The organism is Brevibacterium sp. MGP-B1, from assembly GCF_057766545.1.
Genome location: NZ_CM173407.1, coordinates 2,664,698 through 2,684,984, shown reverse-complemented (window position 1 = coordinate 2,684,984; position 20,287 = coordinate 2,664,698). Strand labels below are relative to the sequence as shown.

Below are 20,287 nucleotides of genomic sequence, written 5' to 3'. Positions count from 1 at the left end.
GGTCGTCGGCGCCCGCGGCTGAGTGGTCGTGTCAAAATGGAGCCATGACGTATAACCTCATCCTGCTGCGCCACGGCGAAAGCGAATGGAACCAGAAGAATCTGTTCACCGGATGGGTCGACGTGACCCTCACCGACAAAGGCCGTGCCGAAGGCAAGCGCGCCGGCGAGCTGCTGCGCGAGAAAGATCTCATCCCCGATGTCGTCTACACCTCGCGGCTCAAGCGTGCGATCCTGACCGCGAACATCGCACTCGAGGCAGCGGATCTGTCCTGGCTCGACGTCCACCGCAGCTGGCGCCTCAACGAACGCCACTACGGCGCATTGCAGGGCAAGAACAAGAAGGAGATCCGCGACGAGTTCGGCGAAGAGCAGTTCATGACCTGGCGCCGCTCCTTCGACACCCCGCCGCCGGCCCTGGCCGACAGCTCGGAATTCTCTCAGGCCGGTGAAGCCCGCTACGCCAACCTCGGCGATGCGCTGCCCCGCACCGAATGCCTCGCCGACGTCATCGATCGCCTGCTGCCCTACTGGTACGACACCCTCGTGCCCGAACTCACCGTCGGCAAGACCGTGCTCGTGGCCGCCCACGGCAACTCGCTGCGTGCACTGGTCAAGCACCTCGACGGGATCTCCGATGCCGACATCACGGGGCTGAATATCCCCACCGGCATTCCGCTGCACTACGAGCTCACCGAGGATTTCACCCCGGTCACCCCCGGCGGAACCTACCTCGACGCCGAGGCGGCCGCGGCCGCCATCGGCCAGGTCGCCAACCAGGGGCGCTGAGTCCCGGCCCCACCGCAGACGGGGCGGGGTCCGTTCGAGCTCGGGCGCCGAGACAGCACTCGGACGCCGAACCGCGGCCCCACTCATGCACCGATCGTGTCGGCCTTCCCGGCGATCGCCTTCATCTCTTCGAGCAGAAAGGCGATCGCAGGGGAGGCCGACATCGATTTCCGCCACACCAGTGAGATCGTGCGGGCAATGCTCGGATCGTCGAGCGGCACCGCCACGACATCGGCCGGCAGGTGCGGCCTGCCCAGCCGCGGCACGAGCGCCAACGCCCCGACAGCTCGGACGAACTCGACCTGCGTGTCGTACTCGATGGCCCAATAGTCGATCTGCGGCTTGCTGCCCAGCTCCTCGAACAGCGCCGTCAGCCATCGATGGCACACGGCATTGCGCGGAGCCGACACGAACATCTCGCCGAGCAGATCGCTGCGGGTCACCTCGGTGCAGGCGGCCAGATGATGATCCCGGGGCATGACGATATCGGCTCGATCCACAGTGATCGTCTCCGAGGTCAGCGTCGCGGGCAGGTGCAGCGAGGACGAATCCCAGCCGAAGACGAGCGAGGCATCGATCCTGCCGGCCGTGACCATCTCGATGAGCTCGTCCGGCTCCTCCTCGAAGTTCGACACCGTCAGCTCCGGCGCCGAGGCGGCCAATCGCGGCAGCGCGGGTACGAGCAGTCCGCGGATCCCCGTGGAGAACCCGCCGACCGTGATCCGCCCCCGCGGCTCACCCGACTGGGCCCGGGCCGCGGTCTCCAGACTCTCCAGCTCCTCCAGCAGTCCGGCCCCGCGTCGGCTGAGCTCCCGGCCCACCGGTGTCAGCGCAATGCCGCGGCCCGTCCGCTCCGTCACCGGTGCACCGAGATAGCGCGAGAGCTTCTGCAGCTGATGGCTCACCGCCGCCGGCGTATATCCCAGAGACTCGGCCGTCGCCGTGACCGAACCGAGCGAATCGAGGGCGACGAGGGTGCGCAGTGCAACAGTATCGATCATCAAATTATCTTAATGAAACAATGGACGGACTTTCAATGGAAATTTGACGACGAGACTGGAATGCTGGAGTCATGCGCTCGGTCCACTACATGCTCGCCCTCCTCGTCGTCGTTCTCTGGGGCGTCAACTTCATCTTCATCGACCTCGGTCTGCGCGACTGGCCGCCGCTGCTCCTCGTCGCCGCCCGATTCACCTTCGTCGTGGTGCCCGCCATCTTCTTCGTCCGCTTCCCCCGCGGCTCGTTCGGCCGCATCCTCCTCATCGGCACCTTCATGTCGGCCGGCCAGTTCGGCCTTCTCTACACCTCCATGGCGCTCGGCCTGCCCGCCGGTCTGACCTCGATCGTCATCCAGATCCAAGCCGCGTTCACCGTCATCGTCGCGGCCCTCGTGCTGCACGAGATCCCGAGTCGCCGCCAGATCATCGGCATCCTCATCGGACTCGTCGGCCTGGCCGTCATCGGTCTGAGCCTGCAGGCGAACGTGCCGATCGTCGCCTTCCTCGTCGCCGTCGGCGCCGCCCTGTCCTGGGCGACGGGCAACGTCATCGCCCGCGGCGTGAAACCCGGCACGAACGGAGTGCAGATGACCGTGTGGTCGGCTCTCGTCGTCCCGATTCCGATGGTCGCTTTGTCGACGCTCATCGACGGACCCGCCGAGGTGGCCCACGCACTCACGCACCCGACCTGGGGTGTCGTGGCCTCGGTCGTCTACACCGCCGGACTGGCGTCGCTGGTCGGCTATGTCATCTGGAACTCGCTGCTCGCCCGCTTCCCGGCCTCGCAGGTCGCGCCGTTCTCCCTGCTCGTCCCGCCGGGCGGTGTGGTCTCCGCTTGGATCGTGCTCGGGGACCGCCCGAGCATCGCCGAACTCATCGGCGGAGTTCTGCTGCTCCTCGGCGTCGCTGTGACGACGGGAGTGCTCAAGACCCTGGCCCGCGGCATCAGGAACGGGCCCAGGCGGCGACGAAAGGTCGTCGTCAGTCAGGCGTCGGAAGAGGTCTCGGCCTCCAGTTGAGGCTTCGGGCGCGTCAGTGAACCCCCGGCGCAGAATGCGCGAAGCGCCCCGACAGTGTCGGGGCGCTTCGCTGGATTCGTGCTTCGTCGAGCCCGATTCCTACTTCTTCGACAGGTAGGGTTCCCAGTTTCCGGTGAGCAGGTACTCGACCTTCTGCGACACGGACACTGCGTGGTCACCGAAGCGCTCGTAGTAGCGCGAGAGCAGGGTGACATCGGCGATATGACGGGGAGCCAGCGAGCCGGCCGGAGCTTCGCCGAGCTTCCCGAACACGCTCAGGTGGAGTTCGTCGAGCTCTTCGTCGATGGCGTTGATCGTGGGCACATCGGACAGGCCGGGATTCGAGAGCAGGCTCTGGGTCGCCTCGGCGATCTTCTCACCCGACTCGCCCATCCGCACGAATACGGGTCCGAAGAGATCGGGGATCGCCGACTCGGGATAGCGGATGCGCACCTGCTGGGCGATATGACGTGCGAGGTCGCCCATGCGCTCGAGCGACGCCGACATCCGCAGCGAGCCGATGACGGCACGCAGATCTGCGGCCACCGGAGCCTGGAGAGCGAGCATCTCGGCAGCCTGCTGATCGAGGGTGAACTGCATATTGTCGATGACGGAGTCGGCTTCGATGACCTGCTCGGCCAGCTCGAGATCATTCGAATGCAGCGACTGATTGGCCAGGCGGATGGCGTCGAGGACCTTGGTGGACATGCCGACCAGCTGGGTGGCCAGGTCGTCCAATTCGTTTCTGAAGACTTCGCGCATGAACTGCGGTTCCTTAACTCTCGATTGTGACAATCTGGAGTGACTGTCGGCGGTGCTGGGTGTCTTGAGGGGTGCCGGCGTTTCCGGTCCGCACCCTCAGCGGGGGAAAGCAGAAGGTGGGAACGACGGGGAACGCAGGCACACAGACGTCAGCATCGCACGATCGAGTGAACGACTCCAGACGGGAAGGTGAATTCCTCGGCAAATACTTCCAGCAGAAGTGAATTCGGTGCGCCGGGACGATGGACAGCGCCTAAGCTTGAGGCTGTGGATCTCTTAGTCGTGGCGGTCCTGACCGGCGTCGTCGGCCTGGGCCTGGGTATAGCGGGAATTCTTGCGTTCCGATTCAGCGAACGCTCCCGCGATGCTGCCGATCTGCATTCCGAGGACGATCTGCCCGAAGGCATCGCCGAGGTGCTGGCCGTCCTGCCCTCTGCCGCGATCGTCATCGATGCCGGTGACGACGTCGTCAAGGCGTCGCCGGCCGCGTACACGTTCGGCTTGGTCAGGGGGCATTCGCTGGCATCGCCCGAGATGCTGCGGGTCGTCGGCCGCGTCCGCGCGCGCGGTCTCATCGAAGAGATCGACCTCGAGCAGACACGGGAGAACTCCGATTCCGTGCTCCGCTTCCTCCACGCCCGCGTCGCTCCCTTGGGCACCTCCTTCGTCCTCGTCCTCTGCGACGATCAGACCGAATCCAAGCGCGTCGACGCCGTCCGCCGTGACTTCGTCGCCAACGTCTCCCACGAGCTCAAGACGCCGATCGGTGCGATGGCACTGCTCGCCGAGGCGGTCACCGACTTCGCCGACGACCCAGCCGCCGTCGAACGCTTCGGCGGGCGGATGCAGCGGGAGTCGAAGAGGCTGACCCAGCTCGTCCAGGAGATCATCGACCTCTCCCGCGTTCAGGACCACGCCGCTCCCGCGACGACCGAGAAGATCTCCGTCGCCGAGGTGGTCGACGACGCCGCTGACCGCGCCCGGACCGGGGCGGAAGGCAAGAACATCCACATCGAGGTCTCCCCGCCGAGCGATCTGCTCATCGAAGGCAATTACGAACTGCTCGTCAACGCGGTGCGCAACCTCATCGACAATGCCGTGAACTACTCGCCCGAGGGCACCCGCGTCGGCGTCGGAGTCGACCTCGTCGACGAGCGCATCGAGATCGCCGTGACCGATCAGGGCATCGGGATGACCGCCCAGGACACCGAGCGCGTCTTCGAACGCTTCTACCGAGTGGACCCGGCACGCTCCCGGATCACCGGCGGCACCGGACTGGGGCTGAGCATCGTCAAGCACATCGTCGCCACCCACGGCGGTGAAGTGCGTGTGTGGAGCCAGCTGAACAAGGGATCGACATTCACGATCGTGCTCCCGTTGGCCGGAACTGCGACGGAAGCCTCCGCTGCCGATTCGGCCCCGGCCGGTGTCCTCATCGAACATTCCGCGGATTCGACCGGGACCGCCTCGGCGGATGATGACGAACCGACCGGAGCCGCCTCGGCGACAGAGGGCGAGCCCACGGGGTCCGCCTCGGCGGATGACGACGGGCACGGAACCGCCGCGTCCGGCGCGGACGACCCGGCCGGCGACAACGACGAGCCCTCCGGTGATAATGGAGACGGCGGGGCGACCGCCGACCCACCCAAGGATCTGACCGAAGAAAGCGAACAAAGGAAGCTCACAACGTGACTCGTATTCTGCTTGTCGAGGACGAAGATTCGTTCTCGGACCCGCTGTCGTACCTGCTCGGCAAGGAAGGGTACGAGGTGACGGTCGCCGATGACGGGCTCAAGGCTCTGGCGGAGTTCGACCGCACCGGCGCCGATCTGGTCCTGCTCGACCTCATGCTGCCCGGTGCCTCCGGCACCGAGGTGTGCCGCGAGCTGCGGGCGAAGTCCAATGTGCCGATCATCATGCTCACGGCCAAGGATTCGGAGATCGACAAGGTCGTGGGACTCGAGCTCGGCGCCGATGACTATGTGACGAAGCCGTACTCCTCACGTGAGCTGCTGGCTCGCGTGCGGGCGGTGCTGCGCCGCAATGTCGAGACCGAGGAATTCGAGGACGAGTCCGTGCTCGAGGCCGGGGGAGTGCGCATCGACGTCGAACGCCACGTCGTGTCCGTGCGTGGTGAAGAGCAGTCCATGCCGCTCAAGGAGTTCGAACTGCTCGAGATCCTCGTGCGCAACTCCGGCCGCGTGATGACCCGTGGTCAGCTCATCGACCGGATCTGGGGCGAGGACTACGTGGGCGATACGAAGACTCTCGACGTCCACGTCAAGCGACTGCGTGCGAAGATCGAGGAGAACCCCTCGGAACCGCGTCTGCTCACCACGGTGCGCGGACTCGGGTACAAGTTCGAAGCCTGAGCTTCTGGGGCTGCGAGACCCGGCTCTGCTGACCGGCGAAGCCTGAGATTCTGTGCCGGCGAGGTCGGGCTCGCCTAGACGGTCAGACCGGGATCGGCTGACTGGACGTGAATGCAGAAGGAGCCGCTCATTTGATATGAGCGGCTCCTTCTGTGCTCTCGCGCGGGACTGGGCCCGGTGCTCGAGGGAGACGGATCAGCCGTTGGCCGTTGCGGTGCCTTCCGCGGCTCCGGCGTCCTCGGTCGGCATGTCCGACGGGGACTCGGACGGCGATTCCGACGGCACGTACTCGTTGTAATACGGCAGGGTGTCGGTGAGGAGCTGGGTTTCGATGACCTTCTCTTCGCCGCCGTTCTTGACGGTGATGTCGACGAGATCGCCGGGCTTCGCCTTGAGGCTGTCGACGGTGACGACTTCCTTGGACGAGGTCTCGGGGCTCTTCGGGTCCTGGACGAAGGTGTCGCCGGCCTTGATCGATTCGCTCACCGTGGTGCCCGCGACCTCGATGGACACCTTGGCGGTGGAGTCACCCTTGTTGATGAGGGTGAAGAACAGCTGAGCCGGACCGGAGCTCTCCTGATCCGTGATGAGCATGAGCCCACGGACCTCGACGTCGCCGACGGCTCCCGAGGCTCCATCGCCGCCGTTGTAGTGGTATTCGGCGGTCTGATGGGGAGACAGCAGGCTTGCACATCCGCTGACGGGGATAACGAGAGCGAGTGCGGCAACGGCGAGAGCCGCGCGGTTGTGCCGTTTCATTATGCTCCTTGAAGTGGCAATACAAGATCAGTCTGTATACTACCCGGTTTTTGACCCGCTGTAGAACCGGGTGGTCGGAGTGGTCGAGGTTCTGCGACGCTCGGGCGCGTCGCGGTTGAAGTTTCGGTGAAGAGGCAGCGAAGTTCGGCCTGCATCGCGGTCGGTCGAGGATCTCTGCCGAGCTTCTCGGCAATGCGCCCTCTCCCGATGTACTCGCTGGCAGAGGCGGCAGTCGGGCTCATCACGGTGTGCGGCAGAGGCGGAGCCTAGCATGAAGTTTCGCTGCCCTGAACGATTTCTGTGGCGAGCCTCATGGTAAACTGGTATTCCGCGAAAGGGGTTTGAAGAGAATATGAGTTTCCAGGTCGGCGACACTGTTGTCTATCCACATCACGGTGCAGCGACAATCCAAGAAATCAAGAAACGTGCCATCAAAGGTGAGGAGAAGCTGTATCTCAAGCTCCAGGTCGCCCATGGCGATCTCGTGATCGAAGTTCCGGCAGAGAATTGCGATCTGGTCGGTGTGCGAGATGTCGTCGGTGAAGAAGGCGTTGAAAAGGTCTTCAACGTCCTGCGTGCCGAATTCGTCGAAGAGCCCGCGAACTGGTCCCGTCGGTACAAGGCCAATGTCGAGAAGCTGCAGTCCGGTGACGTCATCAAGGTAGCCGAGGTCGTCCGTGACCTCTGGCGCCGAGAGCAGGACCGCGGCCTGTCGACCGGTGAGAAGCGCATGCTCTCGAAGGCTCGCCAGATCCTCGTTTCCGAACTCGCACTGGCCGAGAAGAAGGAAGAGTCCGAAGCAGAAGCTCTGCTGGACGAAGTGCTCGCATCCTGAGCACCTGTGTCATTATCCCGGCCGCAGGGTCGGGATCCCGTCTGGGTTGCAGCGAGCCGAAGGCCTTCGTCCGTGTGAACGGTCGAACCCTTCTGGCCCGCAGCCTCGAGATGATCATCTCCTCGGGAGTCGCCTCCGCAATCGTGGTGGCCGCTCCCGAGGATTTTCTTTTGCGGGCGCAAGAAGAAATCGCCGAAGCAGCCACGCGGATGAAATGCGAAATTTCAATTACAGCCGTAGCAGGTGGCGGTGATCGCAATTCTTCGGTGCAAACAGCCTTGAAACTTAACCGAGATGCGGAATACGTTCTCATCCATGATGCGGCGAGGTGTCTGACCCCGCCCGATGTGTTCACCCGAGTAGTCGCCGCGCTGCAATCCGGCGCCGAGGCAGTCGTTCCGGTTCTGCCGATGATCGACACCGTGCGGAGGGTCGTTCCGCACGGGGCTGTCGGTGCGGATTCGAGCTCAGGTGCAGGCACGGGTGCGGAGCGCGCTTCCGATGGGATTGTTTGGTCGATCCACGGTGTTTCTGGCGCTGAGATCACCGCGGATCGACCAGACAATCCGGATTCTGCCGTCGCTGTGGGCGCCGGCGGGCGTGCAGTGGTGCGGGGCGACCTCGACCGGGCCGAGCTGCGACGGGTCCAGACACCTCAGGGGTTCCGCGCCGAGGTGCTCCGGCGGGCCCATGACGAGTTTGCTGCCGACTGGGTCGGCGCGTCAGAAAGGGCTGGCTTGGCCGATGGCACTGTCCCGACCGATGACGCTTGCCCAACCGACGGGGCGGGCTCGACTGCAGAGGCAGATCCGACGCCCGGGGAAGGCCGGCAGGGCAGAGTGCTGCCGACGGACGATGCGGGGCTCGTCGAACGCCTCGGCGTTGAGGTTGTCGCCGTCGACGGTGACGAAGAGGCGCTGAAGATCACCTATCCGCTCGACCTCGTCCTCGCGGAACAGCTCGCCCGGATGCGTGACGGAGCTGTCGTCCCCGGACCGGGTGCGCCGGCTTCGGCGAAGGAGCCGCGATGAATCAGATCATTCCACGCATCGGCACTGGCGTCGATGTCCATGCCTTCGCCGCCGATCCCGCACGCGAACTGTGGGTCGCGGGACTGCTGTGGCCGGGCGAACGAGGACTCGAAGGGCACTCGGACTCCGATGTGGCCGCCCACGCCTGCTGCGACGCGCTGTTCTCCGCAGCGGGGCTCGGCGACCTCGGTGAGCACTTCGGCGTCGACCGTCCGGAGTTCGCCGGTGCCTCGGGTTCGGCGCTGCTCGCCGAGGCGGCCCGCATCGTCCGTGACGCAGGTTTCGAGATCGGGAACATCTCCGTCCAGGTGATCGGCAATCGTCCGAAGGTCGGCACACGCCGTGCTGAGGCTCAACAGGCGCTGTCGGCTGCTGCCGGCGCACCCGTGTCGGTCTCGGGCACCACCTCTGACGGACTCGGGCTGACCGGGCGAGGCGAAGGAATCGCCGCCATCGCCACCGCGCTGATTCATCCGAATTGAAGTATTCGAACTATCTCAAGAACTCCGAATCACCCGCACCTGTTCATTCGCAATGATCTGCTCGAACCGATTTACGAGAGTCGAGGAAGGAGCAAGCAGTGAGAGTCCTCTTCCAAGGGGCCGGAGCCATCGGCATCGCCGGGGCCGCGCTCTTCGTCGATGCTCATGAGGTCGCCGTCGTCTCCCGCACGGCTGGTCCCAATGGGCGGACGGCCTTTCCGAGGCGCGTGAGCACCTTCGACCCGACGTATTCGGGCCAGGTGGGTGTCGGACACGGCAGCTGCAGGGAAGGAAGCGGGCGAGCCGGGGGCAACAACGAGGGAGAAGCCGGGCGAGAAAACGGGGGAGCTGAAGGCAGACAAGCGAGCACGGGCAGTGGCTGGTCGGTGACTCGCGTGGCTGCGACTCGGCGGGTGACGATCACAGACTGGGATGATGCTGCCGCTGATGGCAGATGGGACCTCATCGTGCTCACGACTCGGCCGGGTGATCTCGACGCAGAGATGGTCTCGGCGATTCGGGATATCTCGCCTGCGTTCATTGCGACGACGAGCCAGGTCGAGGGAGACCTCGAGCGAGCACAAGCAGTCTTCCCTGGTACTCGGGCAGTCATATTCGGACCCGCGTTCCTCTCCGAACGCCTGGATTCGGGTGGGCCGGCGGAAGTTGTGTGCGCAGCCGGCAGCCGGGTCGAGGAGGCCGACAGTGGTGCGCTCAGCGCCGGCAGCCGAGTCGGGGAGGCCGACAGAGGTGTGCGCGCAGCCGGTGGTCACGGCAGTGGAGCCGACAGGGACGCCGAACCGGGGCGAGAAGTGAGGTTCTGGGCACCTGCAGGTGCGCCGCGGTTCTTCGTCGCAGGACCCTCGACCGCGGTGCGTTCGCTTGTCAGCAGGCTGGGTCGACTCGTTCTGGCAGTGCCGATGGAGGCCGTACTGCTGCCGCCGACGGTGTTCATTCCCTTCGTCGCCGAACTCAGCGTCCGCGACGGCAGCTGGGCCGCACTGAAATCACACCTTGATCCCCCCGCGAAGGCAGCGAGCGAAGCAGTGCGGACCCGCCTCGGGGTGCAGGTTCCCGTGTTCGGTTCCGCCGCGCACTTCGTGCTCGAAGCAGTCGAGAGGATCGTGCCGATCGACGTGACGAGCTATGCGGGCAGGCACTTCAACCGGCACGTGGGCCAGACCCGGGACATGCTCGCCGGCTGGGCGGAAACGGCAGATTCAGCCCACGCCCTGCGGGAGCTCGTTGCTGCATTGGACGCACTTGACGATTGAGGCTCGACGAGTCCGGATGCCCGCATTGGACGGAAGGCTGCGACTGAGCAACCGGCCGCGAGGGAGATCGCAACGGCCCGGTCGCGCGGGATCGCCACGGTCCGGCGGTGGGGGACTGCCGCGGGGACTGCCGCGGTCCGGGCGCGGAAGCCGACAGCCGCCGCGGTGGCGGTGAACGGCGGGCTCAGACCTTCGCGTTCGGGTGACGCTTCGTGACGATGACTCCGACGAGGTAGAGCGCGACGACGAAGATGAGCGTGCCGACGATCTGGAAGCGCACGGATTCGACAGTCAGGCCGAGCCCGATGATCACGGCGATTCCGGCCAAGGTGACATACGACAGCCACGGGTAGCCCCACATGCGCAGCGGCAGGGACTGACCGGCCGCCTCGGCGCGACGACGCAGAACGATCTGCGATACAAGGGTGGCGACCCAGGTGACGATGAGCGTCGAGCCGACGATGTTGAGCAGGACCCCGAGGACTTCGGCGGCCCAGAAATAGTTGAGTGCGACGGCGACGAAGCCGAATGCCGAGGTGGCCAGCACCGCTGCCACTGGCACCCCGCGGCGATTGGTGCGGCCGAGCCCGCGCGGCAGCATGGACCGCTGCGACATCGAGAACGACATTCGGGACGCTCCGTAGATGTTCGCGTTCATCGACGACAGCAGCGCGATGACGATGACCGCGGCCAGCAGCGAGGCGATGAACGGCAGCCCGGCGGTCTCGAGAACGGCCACGAAAGGTGACTCTGCCAGGCGGTCGTCCGTCCACGGCAGGACGAGGACGATGATCGCCACCGACCCGATGTAGAGGAACAGGATGCGCCACACGATCGTCTTGATCGCCTGGGAGACGCTGCGCTCGGGATTTGCGGTCTCGGCCGCGGCGACGGCAACGATCTCGATGCCGCCGAAGGCGAACGCGACGACGAGCAGGCCCGCGGCGATGCCGGAGATGCCGGTGGGCATGAACCCGTCGGCGAAGATCTGCGCGGGCGGTTCGGCCGGGGTCCATCCGAACAGGTATGCGGCACCGAGCACGACGAAGAGGACGACGAAAGCGACCTTGATGAGCGAGAACCAGAACTCGAACTCACCGAAGCTGCCCGACGTGGTGAGGTTGATGGCCGTGAAGACGAGCATGATCGCCAAAGCGATGACCCACTGGGGGATTGCCGGAATATAGGAAGCCGCGATCTGCGCGGCGGCCGTGGCCTCGGCGGCGACGACGAGGCACAGCTGGACCCACCACAGAGCACCGACGGCGAAGGCCGCAGCCGGGCCCATGGCCTTGCCCGCATAGTGCGAGAACGCACCCGGATTCGGGTCAGCGGCGACGAGTTCGCCCAGCGCCCGCATGACGAAGATGACGATGAGACCCGCGACGACGTAGGAGATGAGCACGGCGGGACCAGCCGCCTGCACTCCGGCGCCGGAGCCGACGAAGAGACCGGCGCCGATCGCCGAGCCGAGGCTCATCATCACCAGATGGCGGGGCTTCATCCCCACCTTGAGACCGTCGGACGAGGTATCAGAAGAACCGGAGGCCGAGGCGGACGCTGACTCGGCGGGCTGCGAAGACTGTGATTCAGGCACCCGACGAGTCTATCCGGCAGGGGCAGAAAGCGCAGACGCGGGTCGCGAACCCGTGTGGGTCGCGACCCGCGTCTGCGAGTTGCACTGGTCGGTCAGAGCCTGACCGTAGGCAGGTCGGCTATGCGATCTGCGTCTTCGCCGGCGAGCGGTCTGAGCCCGGCCTGCGGCGGCTCAGTGGCCGCGTTTGATCCAATCCTCGAGGGCCGGGCTCTCCGCGCCGATCGACGTGGAATCGCCGTGCCCGGTGAGCACGACGGTCGCCTCGGGCAGCGGGAAGAGCACGTCGCGGATCGATTCGATGATCGTCTCGAAGCTCGAATGCGACCGTCCCGTGGCTCCGGGACCGCCGTTGAACAGAGTGTCTCCCGAGAACAGCACCGGACCGACGGCCCGTCCCGCACCGGCCGATGCCGGAGCCGGCAGACCAGTCTCGACGAAGAAGCACGTCGAACCGGGGGAGTGGCCGGGAGTGTGCAGAGCCTTGAGCTTGATTCCGCCGACGGTCCAGGTGTCGCCGTGGGCGATCTGCCCGTCGGGACGGTAGTTCTCAAAGGTCATATCCCACAGCACATAGTCATCGGGATTGAGGTACACGGTGGGGTTGCCCACCCGCTGTGCGAAGTCGCGGACGACGCGCACATGATCGTCGTGACCGTGCGTGAGGAGAATGGCCTTGACGTCTCTGGATCCGACCGCCTCGGCGATCGCATCGACATCATGGGCCGGGTCGATGACGATGACCTCGGAATCATCGCCGATGATCCACACGTTGTTGTCGACGTCGTGCGTCTCTCCATCCAGGGAGAACGTGCCAGACGTGACGAGATGCTCAATAGCTGTCATTACAGTTCCACCACCGATCGTAGGACTTGGCCCTTGGCCATCTTCTCAAAAGCGGATTCGACATCGCCGATGCCGATGCGTTCGGACACGAACTTCTCGAGCGGGAAACGTCCCTGCTGGTAAAGGTCGACGAGCATCGGGAAGTCGCGGTCGGGCAGGCAATCACCGTACCAGGATGACTTGAGCTTGCCGCCGCGGCCGAACACATCGAGCAGCGGAACGGTCAGCTCCATCTCCGGGGTCGGCACACCGACGAGGACGACGGTGCCTGCGAGGTCACGGCCGTAGAAGGCCTGCCGCCAGGTGGCGGGAAGTCCGACGGCGTCGATGACGACATCGGCGCCGAAGCCTCCGGTGCGCTCCTGGATCGCCGCGACGACCTCGTCCTCGCTCATGCCCTTCGTCGACACCGTGTGCGTGGCACCGAAGTCGCTGGCCCAGGACAGCTTCTTCTCATCGATGTCGAGGGCGATGATCGTGTTCGCCCCGGCCAGAGCCGAACCGGCGATCGCCGCGCAGCCGACACCGCCGGCGCCGATCACGGCGACGGTCTTGCCGCGGGTGACCTCACCGGTGTTGATGGCCGCCCCGATACCGGCCATCATTCCGCAGCCGAGCAGACCCACGACTGCCGGGTCCGCCTCGGGCACCTTCGTGCACTGGCCTGCTGCGACGAGTGTCTTCTCGGCGAAGGATCCGATGCCCAGAGCGGCTTCGAGCTCGGTGCCGTCGGGCAGGGTCATCTTCTGCGAGGCATTGTGGGTGTCGAAGCAGTACCAGGGTTCGCCGCGCTTGCAGGCACGGCAGTCGCCGCAGATGGCGCGCCAGTTGAGGATGACGAAGTCGCCGACCGCGACCTCGGTGACCCCTTCGCCGATCTCGGAGACGACTCCGGCCGACTCGTGGCCGAGCAGGAACGGGTAGTCGTCGCTGATCCCGCCCTCGCGGTAGTGGAAGTCCGTGTGGCAGACGCCGCACGACTTCACATCGACGACGACCTCGCCCGGTCCCGGATCCGGGATGACGATGTCGGTGAGTTCGACCGGGGCTCCCTTGCTGCGGGAGATGACGCCCTTGACGGTCTGTGGCATTGCGTCTCCTAAATGTCTTCGGTGACGGATGTCCGCGGACGGGAACACCCGAAGTGGACTGAGTGCACCCTTGGACGGAGTGCTCACACCCCCACCCTAACCAGGCCGGACGTCTGCGACCAGCGGGCGGTTCGGGAGTGAGACGATGCGTTCGACATGGGCGGGGCAGGACCGGTGGTGGGCGGGCTGTCTGTGGGCGGAGTGAAACGAAGGTGGAACGACGAAGGCGGCCCGATGCACGGATGCATCGGGCCGCCTCGGCGAGGGTGAGCCGATCCACGTCGCCGAGGCGGCGCTGCGGATCCGACTCAGCCGGACGTGATCACGGGGTGGGGTTCACCCCGGACAGGTCATTCGGCCGCTTCCTCGTCGGGGTGCTTGCGCAGGTGGAGCAGCGATGCGATCAGACCGCCCCAGACCGTGACCATGGCGATGACCATCATGATGATTGCTGAAGTTCCCATCTCAGGCTCCCTTCTTCTCTTGTTCGACGGAGTCGGCGATTGCGGCTTCTGCCTCGACGAGCGTCTTCTTCGGCCACTTGATGAGCGTGAAGACGATTGCCAAGACGATGAGCACGCCGATCATGCCCCAACCGAAGACGCCGATGATGCTCGTCGGGTACTCCTCGTAGCCTTCGGTGGAGTAGGTGATGATCTGCGTGATGAGCATGTAGGCCAGCAGCAGTGTGGTGACGCCGCCGAGGATGATCATCCAGAACCAGCCCACCTTGAAGCTCGAGATCGCGTTGAGGTGATCACGCAGCACGGGCAGCTTGCGCGCGAACCAGGCGATGGCGATGAGTCCGACGACCGCGGCACCGACGATGCCGATGTTGTTGGCCCAGGCATCCATCGTGTCGAGCACATAGAGGCCGGTGATGGTGGTCAGCAGGAGGATCGAGATGATCGCCATGACCCCGCCGACGAGCAATGTCGAGGTCTTGTTGCTGAGGCGGAACTTCTCGCGCATCGCCTGAATGGGCACCTGCACGATCGAGATGAGCGAGGTCAGTCCGGCGAAGACGAGGCAGGCAAAGAACACGAAACCGAAGATTCCGCCGCCGGGCATCTCGGAGATGAGCGTCGGGAAGGCCATGAAGGCCAGACCGATGCCGCTGTCGGCGACTTCGGAGACCTGAGTGTTCTCGGCGGCTGCCATGAAGCCGAGTGCGGCGAAGACGCCGATGCCGGCGAGGATCTCGAATGCGGAGTTCGAGAAGCCGACGACGAGACCCGAACCGGTGAGGTTCGTCTTCTTCTTGAGGTACGAGGCGTAGGTGATCATGATGCCGAAGGCGATCGACAGCGAGAAGAAGATCTGACCGTAGGCCGCGATCCACACGCCTGGATCGGTCAGCGCTGCGAAATCCGGGGTGAACAGGGCGTCGAGGCCCTCGGCCGCACCGGGCAGGAACAGCGCCCTGACGACGAGCGCGAGGAAGAGGACGACGAGCAGCGGGATGAAGATCTTCGAGAAGCGGGCGATGCCGTTCTGCACACCTGCCAGCAGGATGCCCAGGGTGACGATCCAGACGATGATGACCGGGATGAGCACCCCGGGGACGAACTCGAACGAGACACCCGGGTCGCCGGCCTTGAGGAAGGAACCGGTGAAGAATCCGGCGGCATCGTCTCCCCACGCCTGATTGAGTGAGAAGAACATATAGCAACCGGCCCACGCGATGATCGCTGCGTAGTAGATGCCGATGACGAAGGCGATGCCGGTCTGGAACCAGCCGATCGGCTCGGTCACCTTCGAAGCCATGCGGAATGCCAAGGGGGCGGAACCGCGCGAACGGTGTCCCATCGCGTAGTCGAAGAACAGCAGCGGGATGCCTGCTGTCAGGAGTGCGACGAGGTAGGGGATGAGGAAGGCGCCGCCGCCGTTGTCATAGGTGATGTACGGGAAGCGCCAGATGTTGCCGAGGCCGACCGCCGAACCGATGGCAGCGAAGATGAACGCGCCGCGGGTGGCGAAGACCTCCCTCTGGGGTGTGGCTTTAGTCGACATGGTGTCCTTTCTTGTCCGGCCTGCTTGCTGTGAGGCCGAGTGCCGGAGCCTATCTCATCTGTGAGGCGGTCCGGCGGAATTGAAGTCGGCTGTGAGAGCATGGTTCTCATCTGCGTCTTCATTGCATGGCCCCACTTTACTGTGAAAATTCTGTGCAATGTGCCACGCGTCACGTGATGCGCATAACAGTCGCGTATCGAATATCGGGAAACGGGGAAATCGGCCGGGCCCGGTAGACTTGTGGGCGTGACTATCTCGCTCTATAACACCGCCAGCCGCACGACCGAAGAACTGCGCCCCGTCAACGACGGTCAGGTCGGTATCTACGTCTGTGGCGCCACGGTGCAGGGCGAGCCGCATATCGGCCACCTGCGGTCGGCCTCGGTGTTCGACACCCTGCGCCGCTGGCTGCTCTACAGCGGCTACCGGGTGACCATGATCCGCAACGTCACCGACATCGACGACAAGATCCTGTCGAAGTCCGTCGAAGAGGGGCGGGAGTGGTTCGCTCACGCGTACAAGTACGAACGCGCCTTCACCGCAGCCTACGACGCGCTCGACGTTCTGCCGCCGAGCAGCGAACCGCGCGCAACCGGGCACATCACGGAGATGATCGAGCTCATCTCCCGCCTCATCGAGGCCGGTCATGCCTACCCCGCGCTCGACGGCAGCGCCGATGTCTACTTCGACGCCGCCTCGTGGAGAGACTACGGGGCACTGACGAACCAGAAGCTCGACGACATGGAGCTGTCCGAGGGCGCCGAGCTGCGCGGGAAGAATGACGCCCGGGACTTCGCGCTGTGGAAGGCGCACAAGGACTCCGAGCCGATCACCGCCTCGTGGCCTTCGCCCTGGGGACGGGGCCGACCGGGCTGGCACATCGAGTGCTCGGCCATGTCGACGAAGTACCTGGGGTCGAATTTCGACATCCACGGCGGCGGACTCGACCTGCGCTTCCCGCACCACGAGAACGAGCTGGCGCAGTCCCGTGCCGCCGGAGACCAGTTCGCGAACATCTGGATGCATTCCGGCCTGCTCAATGTGGGCGGGGACAAGATGTCGAAGTCTCTGGGCAATTCGGTCTTCGCCTCCGACCTGTTCGACACGTTCAGCCCGCTGGCCGTGCGCTATTTCCTCACCGGTGCCAGCTACCGGTCGATCCTCGACTTCTCGAACGAGGCGATGGAACGCTCCGCGGCCTCGCTCGAACGGCTGCAGAACTTCCTCCAGCGCGCCCGCCCGGCACTCGGCGCGGACGCGCCGGCGCTGCCGGATGTCACTGACTCCTACGCTTCACGCAGCGTCGACGTGCCCGCCGAATTCGCCGCTGCTCTCGACGACGACCTCGGTGTGCCTCGTGCCCTGTCCGTGGTCTTCGCCTCCGTGAGTGAGGGGGCGAAGCTCCTCGACTCCGGCAGCGACCGGGAGGGCCTGGCGCGGATCGTCGCCGAGGCGGAGCTCATGCTCGACATCCTCGGTGTCAATCCCAGTGCTGCGGTCTGGGCCGGTTCGGCGGCCGATGCCAAGGCGGAGTCGGCGCTCGACTCCCTCGTGGCCACCATGGCCGAGCGACGGGCCGAGGCGAAGGCGAAGAAGGACTTCGCCACCGCGGATGCCCTGCGCGACGAGCTGGCCGCAGCCGGCATCGTCATCGAGGACACGGCCGACGGATACCGCTACCACCTCGGCGAGGGCTGAGGGCGACGATTTTCGGTCACGGGCACGAGCTCGCGGCCCCAACGTATTTGAAGGAATCAGATGGCTTCCAATCCCCGCTCCGGCGGTTCGAAGAAGGGTCCGACCAAGGGGTCGGGCGGTAAGAACAAGCGTGGCCTGCGTGGCAAGGGGCCGACGCCGAAGGCCGAGGACCGCGTCTATCACAAGGCGCACAAGGCCGCGCAGCAGCGCAAGAGCTCGAACGCCTCGGCGCAGGCGAAGCGGAAGAAGAAGGAACTCGGACCGAATATGGTCGCCGGGCGCAATTCGGTCCTCGAGGCACTGCGCGAGGGCGTTCCGGCCACCGCGATGTACGTCTCCGGACGCATCGACTCCGACGATCGGGTCCGCGAGTCGATCACTCTCGCGACTCAGCGCGGCATTTCGATGCTCGAAGCGAGCAAGCCCGACCTCGACCGGCTCACCGATGATGCGATCCACCAGGGCATCGCCCTGCAGGTCCCGCCCTACGACTATGCCGATCCCTCCGATCTGCTCGAGTTCGCGGCCGAACGTGCCGAGACGCCGCTGCTCGTGGCCCTCGACGGGATCACGGATCCGCGCAATCTCGGTGCCATCGTCCGGTCGACGGCGGCCTTCGGCGGTCACGGTGTGATCATCCCCGAACGTCGCGCCGCCTCGATGACGGCCGCCGCGTGGAAGACCTCGGCCGGTGCCGCTTCGCGCATCCGCGTGGCACAGGTGGTCAACCTGGCCAGGGCGATCGACGAGCTGAAGAAGCAGAACGTCTTCGTCGTCGGCCTCGACATGGACGGAGACGTCGAGCTGCCCGAGCTGACCTTCACCCGCGACCCGCTGTGCATCGTCGTCGGCTCCGAAGGCAAGGGGCTATCGCGGCTCATCGCGGAGAAGTGCGATCAGATCGTGTCGATCCCGATCGCCGCGACCACCGAGTCGCTCAATGCAGGCATCGCCGCTGCCGTGTCCCTCTACGAGGTGGCAAGAGCCCGCCGCCCCTGACCCCTCTTACTACCTGACGGCGGCCCAGCAACCTCGCGAGGTTGCTGGGCCGCCGTCAGGTAGTAATCAGAGGGTGGTGCGGTAGGTCTGCTCGTCCAATGCCCCGACTCTTGAGTGGCGGCGGCTGTAGGTGAAGTAGACGATCGCGCCGACGACCATCCACGCCCCGAAGACGATCCAGGTCCGCCCGCCGAGGTTGACCATGAGGAACGCACACGCCACGGCTCCCAGCGCGGGCACGACCGGCCCGAACGGGACCTTGAATGAGCGCTCGAGGTCGGGGCGTTTGAACCGCAGGTAGATGACGGCGATGTTGACGAGGCAGAACGCGAACAGGGTGCCGATGCTCGTGGCGTCGGCGAGTTCGCCGAGCGGAATGAACGCCGCTGTGATGGCCACGAGGCCGCCGACGATGAGAGTGCCGATCAACGGAGTGCCGGTGCGCTGGGAGACGCGGCCGAAGATCTTCGGCACCATTCCGTCCCTGGCCATCGTCAGCAGGATCCGCGACTGTCCGTAGAGCACGGTGATGACGACGGAGAAGATCGCGAGCACCGCGGCCACCGCGAAGAGCAGCACCGCGATATTCGATCCGGTGATCTCCTCGACGATCTGGACCAGCGGGGCGTGAGCGCCGTCGAACCACTGCCACTGCCGTGCCCCGATCGCTGTGACGGCGACGAGGACGTACATCGAGGTGACGATGAGCATCGAAAAGATGATCGCCCGCGGCAGGTCACGGCGCGGATTCTTCGCTTCCTCACCGGCCGTGGACGCGGCATCGAAGCCGATATAGGAGAAGAACACGCTGGAGGCGGCCGCGGTGACACCGGCGGCCCCCATCGGCAGCATCGGCGCGAAGTTGCCGGCCTTGAACGCGGTGAACGCGACGATGGCGAAGAAGACGAGGATGCCGATCTTGACGAAGACGAGAATGGTGTTGACGACACCGGATTCGCGGGCGCCGCGCATGAGCAGCACGGTCGCCAGGGCCACGACGATGAGAGCCGAGACATTGATGATTCCGTCCGGATACTCGGCCAGGCCCGGCCCCGTGGTCAGGGACGCGGGCAGTTCGAGGCCGAAGACTCGCAGGGTCTCGTTGACGTAGTCGGCGGCGCCGACGGCGACCGCCGCGACCGAGACCGCGTATTCGAGGACGAGACACCAGCCGCAGACCCACGCGACGCCCTCACCCAGGGTGGCGTAGGAATACGAATAGCTCGACCCGGACACCGGCACCATTCCGGCCATCTCGGCGTAGCTGACCGCCGACAGCAGCGCGGTGATTCCGGCGAGGACGAAAGCGAGCCACACTGCGGGGCCGGCCACCGGCACCGCCTCGCCGAGGATGACGAGGATTCCCGTGCCCAAGGTGGCACCGACGCTGATCATCGTCAGCTGGAAGACGCCGAAGGTCCGCCGCAGCCCACCCTGCTGCGCGGTCTGCGCATCGGTGTGGGCCTCGGCGGTCATGGCGCTGATCGACTTGCGTCGCCCCAGCTGCCGCAGCACTCCTGTGGGAGTGTGCGCCGGCGGGGTGGGCGAAGTGTGCGAAACGGTCATCTGAATATTCTTGCATAATCATGAATATTGTCTCGCCGGGTCCCCGCGCGATCACTGGTCACTCCGCCCCGCAGCGTCGCGGATCTCACACGCCAGAGGTCTCACACGGCAGAGGTCCCACACGACAGAGGTCTCACACGGCGACAACGAGTCCACATGG

The 20,287-nt window shown here is 65.3% G+C and carries 19 protein-coding genes; 10 read left to right on the top strand and 9 right to left on the bottom strand.

Annotation, left to right across the window (positions count from 1 at the left end; all coding sequences use genetic code 11):
* Positions 1–44 precede the first annotated feature (44 nt).
* Entirely contained in the window at positions 45–788 is a 744-nt protein-coding gene (locus AC3CD9_RS12275) for a phosphoglyceromutase (protein ID WP_139468119.1), read from the top strand.
* Positions 789–871: 83 nt separating this feature from the next.
* On the opposite strand, the gene AC3CD9_RS12270 is transcribed toward AC3CD9_RS12275, so the two are convergent.
* Positions 872–1,789, bottom strand: coding sequence for a LysR family transcriptional regulator (locus AC3CD9_RS12270; protein WP_488364115.1), 918 nt, complete (start codon positions 1,787–1,789; stop codon positions 872–874).
* Between the two features lie 71 nt (positions 1,790–1,860).
* Between AC3CD9_RS12270 and AC3CD9_RS12265 the strand changes: the two genes are divergently transcribed.
* Complete coding sequence (locus AC3CD9_RS12265; RefSeq protein ID WP_488364114.1) at positions 1,861–2,805, top strand: EamA family transporter; 945 nt, start codon at positions 1,861–1,863, stop codon at positions 2,803–2,805.
* Between the two features lie 99 nt (positions 2,806–2,904).
* Here the strand turns inward: AC3CD9_RS12265 and phoU are convergent, their stop codons facing one another.
* Positions 2,905–3,567: a phosphate signaling complex protein PhoU gene (gene phoU, locus AC3CD9_RS12260; protein WP_488364113.1), complete on the bottom strand. Its 663-nt coding sequence runs from the start codon at positions 3,565–3,567 to the stop codon at positions 2,905–2,907.
* Positions 3,568–3,834: 267 nt separating this feature from the next.
* Between phoU and AC3CD9_RS12255 the strand changes: the two genes are divergently transcribed.
* Both AC3CD9_RS12255 and AC3CD9_RS12250 read left to right on the top strand, forming a co-directional pair.
* A complete protein-coding gene (locus AC3CD9_RS12255) occupies positions 3,835–5,259 on the top strand; it encodes an ATP-binding protein (RefSeq protein ID WP_488364111.1) in 1,425 nt (474 codons plus the stop codon).
* Positions 5,256–5,939 (top strand): response regulator transcription factor, encoded by a 684-nt coding sequence (locus AC3CD9_RS12250; RefSeq protein ID WP_039208435.1) that lies wholly within the window; start codon positions 5,256–5,258, stop codon positions 5,937–5,939. The genes AC3CD9_RS12255 and AC3CD9_RS12250 overlap by 4 nt, the downstream gene beginning before the upstream one ends.
* A 195-nt stretch (positions 5,940–6,134) precedes the next feature.
* On the opposite strand, the gene AC3CD9_RS12245 is transcribed toward AC3CD9_RS12250, so the two are convergent.
* On the bottom strand, positions 6,135–6,698 hold the full coding sequence (locus tag AC3CD9_RS12245; RefSeq protein WP_488364110.1) for a hypothetical protein: 564 nt from the start codon (positions 6,696–6,698) through the stop codon (positions 6,135–6,137).
* 352 nt (positions 6,699–7,050) lie between these two features.
* Here AC3CD9_RS12245 and AC3CD9_RS12240 point away from each other — a divergent pair, with 352 nt between their 5' ends.
* From AC3CD9_RS12240 to AC3CD9_RS12225, 4 genes are all read left to right on the top strand, one after another.
* Positions 7,051–7,533, top strand: coding sequence for a CarD family transcriptional regulator (locus tag AC3CD9_RS12240; protein ID WP_025779034.1), 483 nt, complete (start codon positions 7,051–7,053; stop codon positions 7,531–7,533).
* The gene (locus tag AC3CD9_RS12235; protein WP_488367545.1) at positions 7,527–8,564 is read left to right on the top strand and encodes an IspD/TarI family cytidylyltransferase; all 1,038 of its coding nucleotides are present in this window, start codon (positions 7,527–7,529) and stop codon (positions 8,562–8,564) included. The genes AC3CD9_RS12240 and AC3CD9_RS12235 overlap by 7 nt, the downstream gene beginning before the upstream one ends.
* Complete coding sequence (gene ispF / locus AC3CD9_RS12230; RefSeq protein WP_488364109.1) at positions 8,561–9,046, top strand: 2-C-methyl-D-erythritol 2,4-cyclodiphosphate synthase; 486 nt, start codon at positions 8,561–8,563, stop codon at positions 9,044–9,046. Before AC3CD9_RS12235 ends, ispF begins: the two co-directional genes overlap by 4 nt.
* A 98-nt stretch (positions 9,047–9,144) precedes the next feature.
* Positions 9,145–10,320: a hypothetical protein gene (locus AC3CD9_RS12225; protein ID WP_488364108.1), complete on the top strand. Its 1,176-nt coding sequence runs from the start codon at positions 9,145–9,147 to the stop codon at positions 10,318–10,320.
* 184 nt (positions 10,321–10,504) lie between these two features.
* On the opposite strand, the gene AC3CD9_RS12220 is transcribed toward AC3CD9_RS12225, so the two are convergent.
* The 5 genes from AC3CD9_RS12220 to AC3CD9_RS12200 form a co-directional block, all read right to left on the bottom strand.
* Positions 10,505–11,917 (bottom strand): amino acid permease, encoded by a 1,413-nt coding sequence (locus AC3CD9_RS12220; RefSeq protein ID WP_488364107.1) that lies wholly within the window; start codon positions 11,915–11,917, stop codon positions 10,505–10,507.
* Positions 11,918–12,088: 171 nt separating this feature from the next.
* Positions 12,089–12,760 (bottom strand): MBL fold metallo-hydrolase, encoded by a 672-nt coding sequence (locus tag AC3CD9_RS12215; RefSeq protein WP_172171513.1) that lies wholly within the window; start codon positions 12,758–12,760, stop codon positions 12,089–12,091.
* Positions 12,760–13,851, bottom strand: a complete 1,092-nt coding sequence (locus tag AC3CD9_RS12210) for an S-(hydroxymethyl)mycothiol dehydrogenase (RefSeq protein WP_172171511.1) — start codon at positions 13,849–13,851, stop codon at positions 12,760–12,762. Before AC3CD9_RS12210 ends, AC3CD9_RS12215 begins: the two co-directional genes overlap by 1 nt.
* 350 nt (positions 13,852–14,201) lie before the next feature.
* A complete protein-coding gene (locus AC3CD9_RS12205) occupies positions 14,202–14,315 on the bottom strand; it encodes a methionine/alanine import family NSS transporter small subunit (protein WP_101543736.1) in 114 nt (37 codons plus the stop codon).
* Between the two features lies 1 nt (position 14,316).
* Complete coding sequence (locus AC3CD9_RS12200) at positions 14,317–15,864, bottom strand: sodium-dependent transporter (RefSeq protein WP_488364106.1); 1,548 nt, start codon at positions 15,862–15,864, stop codon at positions 14,317–14,319.
* 246 nt (positions 15,865–16,110) lie between these two features.
* Here AC3CD9_RS12200 and cysS point away from each other — a divergent pair, with 246 nt between their 5' ends.
* Together cysS and rlmB are read left to right on the top strand one after the other, a co-directional pair.
* Positions 16,111–17,562, top strand: a complete 1,452-nt coding sequence (gene cysS / locus AC3CD9_RS12195; RefSeq protein WP_488364105.1) for a cysteine--tRNA ligase — start codon at positions 16,111–16,113, stop codon at positions 17,560–17,562.
* A 60-nt stretch (positions 17,563–17,622) separates the two neighbouring features.
* Positions 17,623–18,561: a 23S rRNA (guanosine(2251)-2'-O)-methyltransferase RlmB gene (rlmB, locus tag AC3CD9_RS12190; RefSeq protein WP_139468133.1), complete on the top strand. Its 939-nt coding sequence runs from the start codon at positions 17,623–17,625 to the stop codon at positions 18,559–18,561.
* A gap of 66 nt (positions 18,562–18,627) precedes the next feature.
* On the opposite strand, the gene AC3CD9_RS12185 is transcribed toward rlmB, so the two are convergent.
* Positions 18,628–20,127, bottom strand: a complete 1,500-nt coding sequence (locus AC3CD9_RS12185) for an amino acid permease (protein ID WP_488364104.1) — start codon at positions 20,125–20,127, stop codon at positions 18,628–18,630.
* Positions 20,128–20,287: the final 160 nt, after the last annotated feature.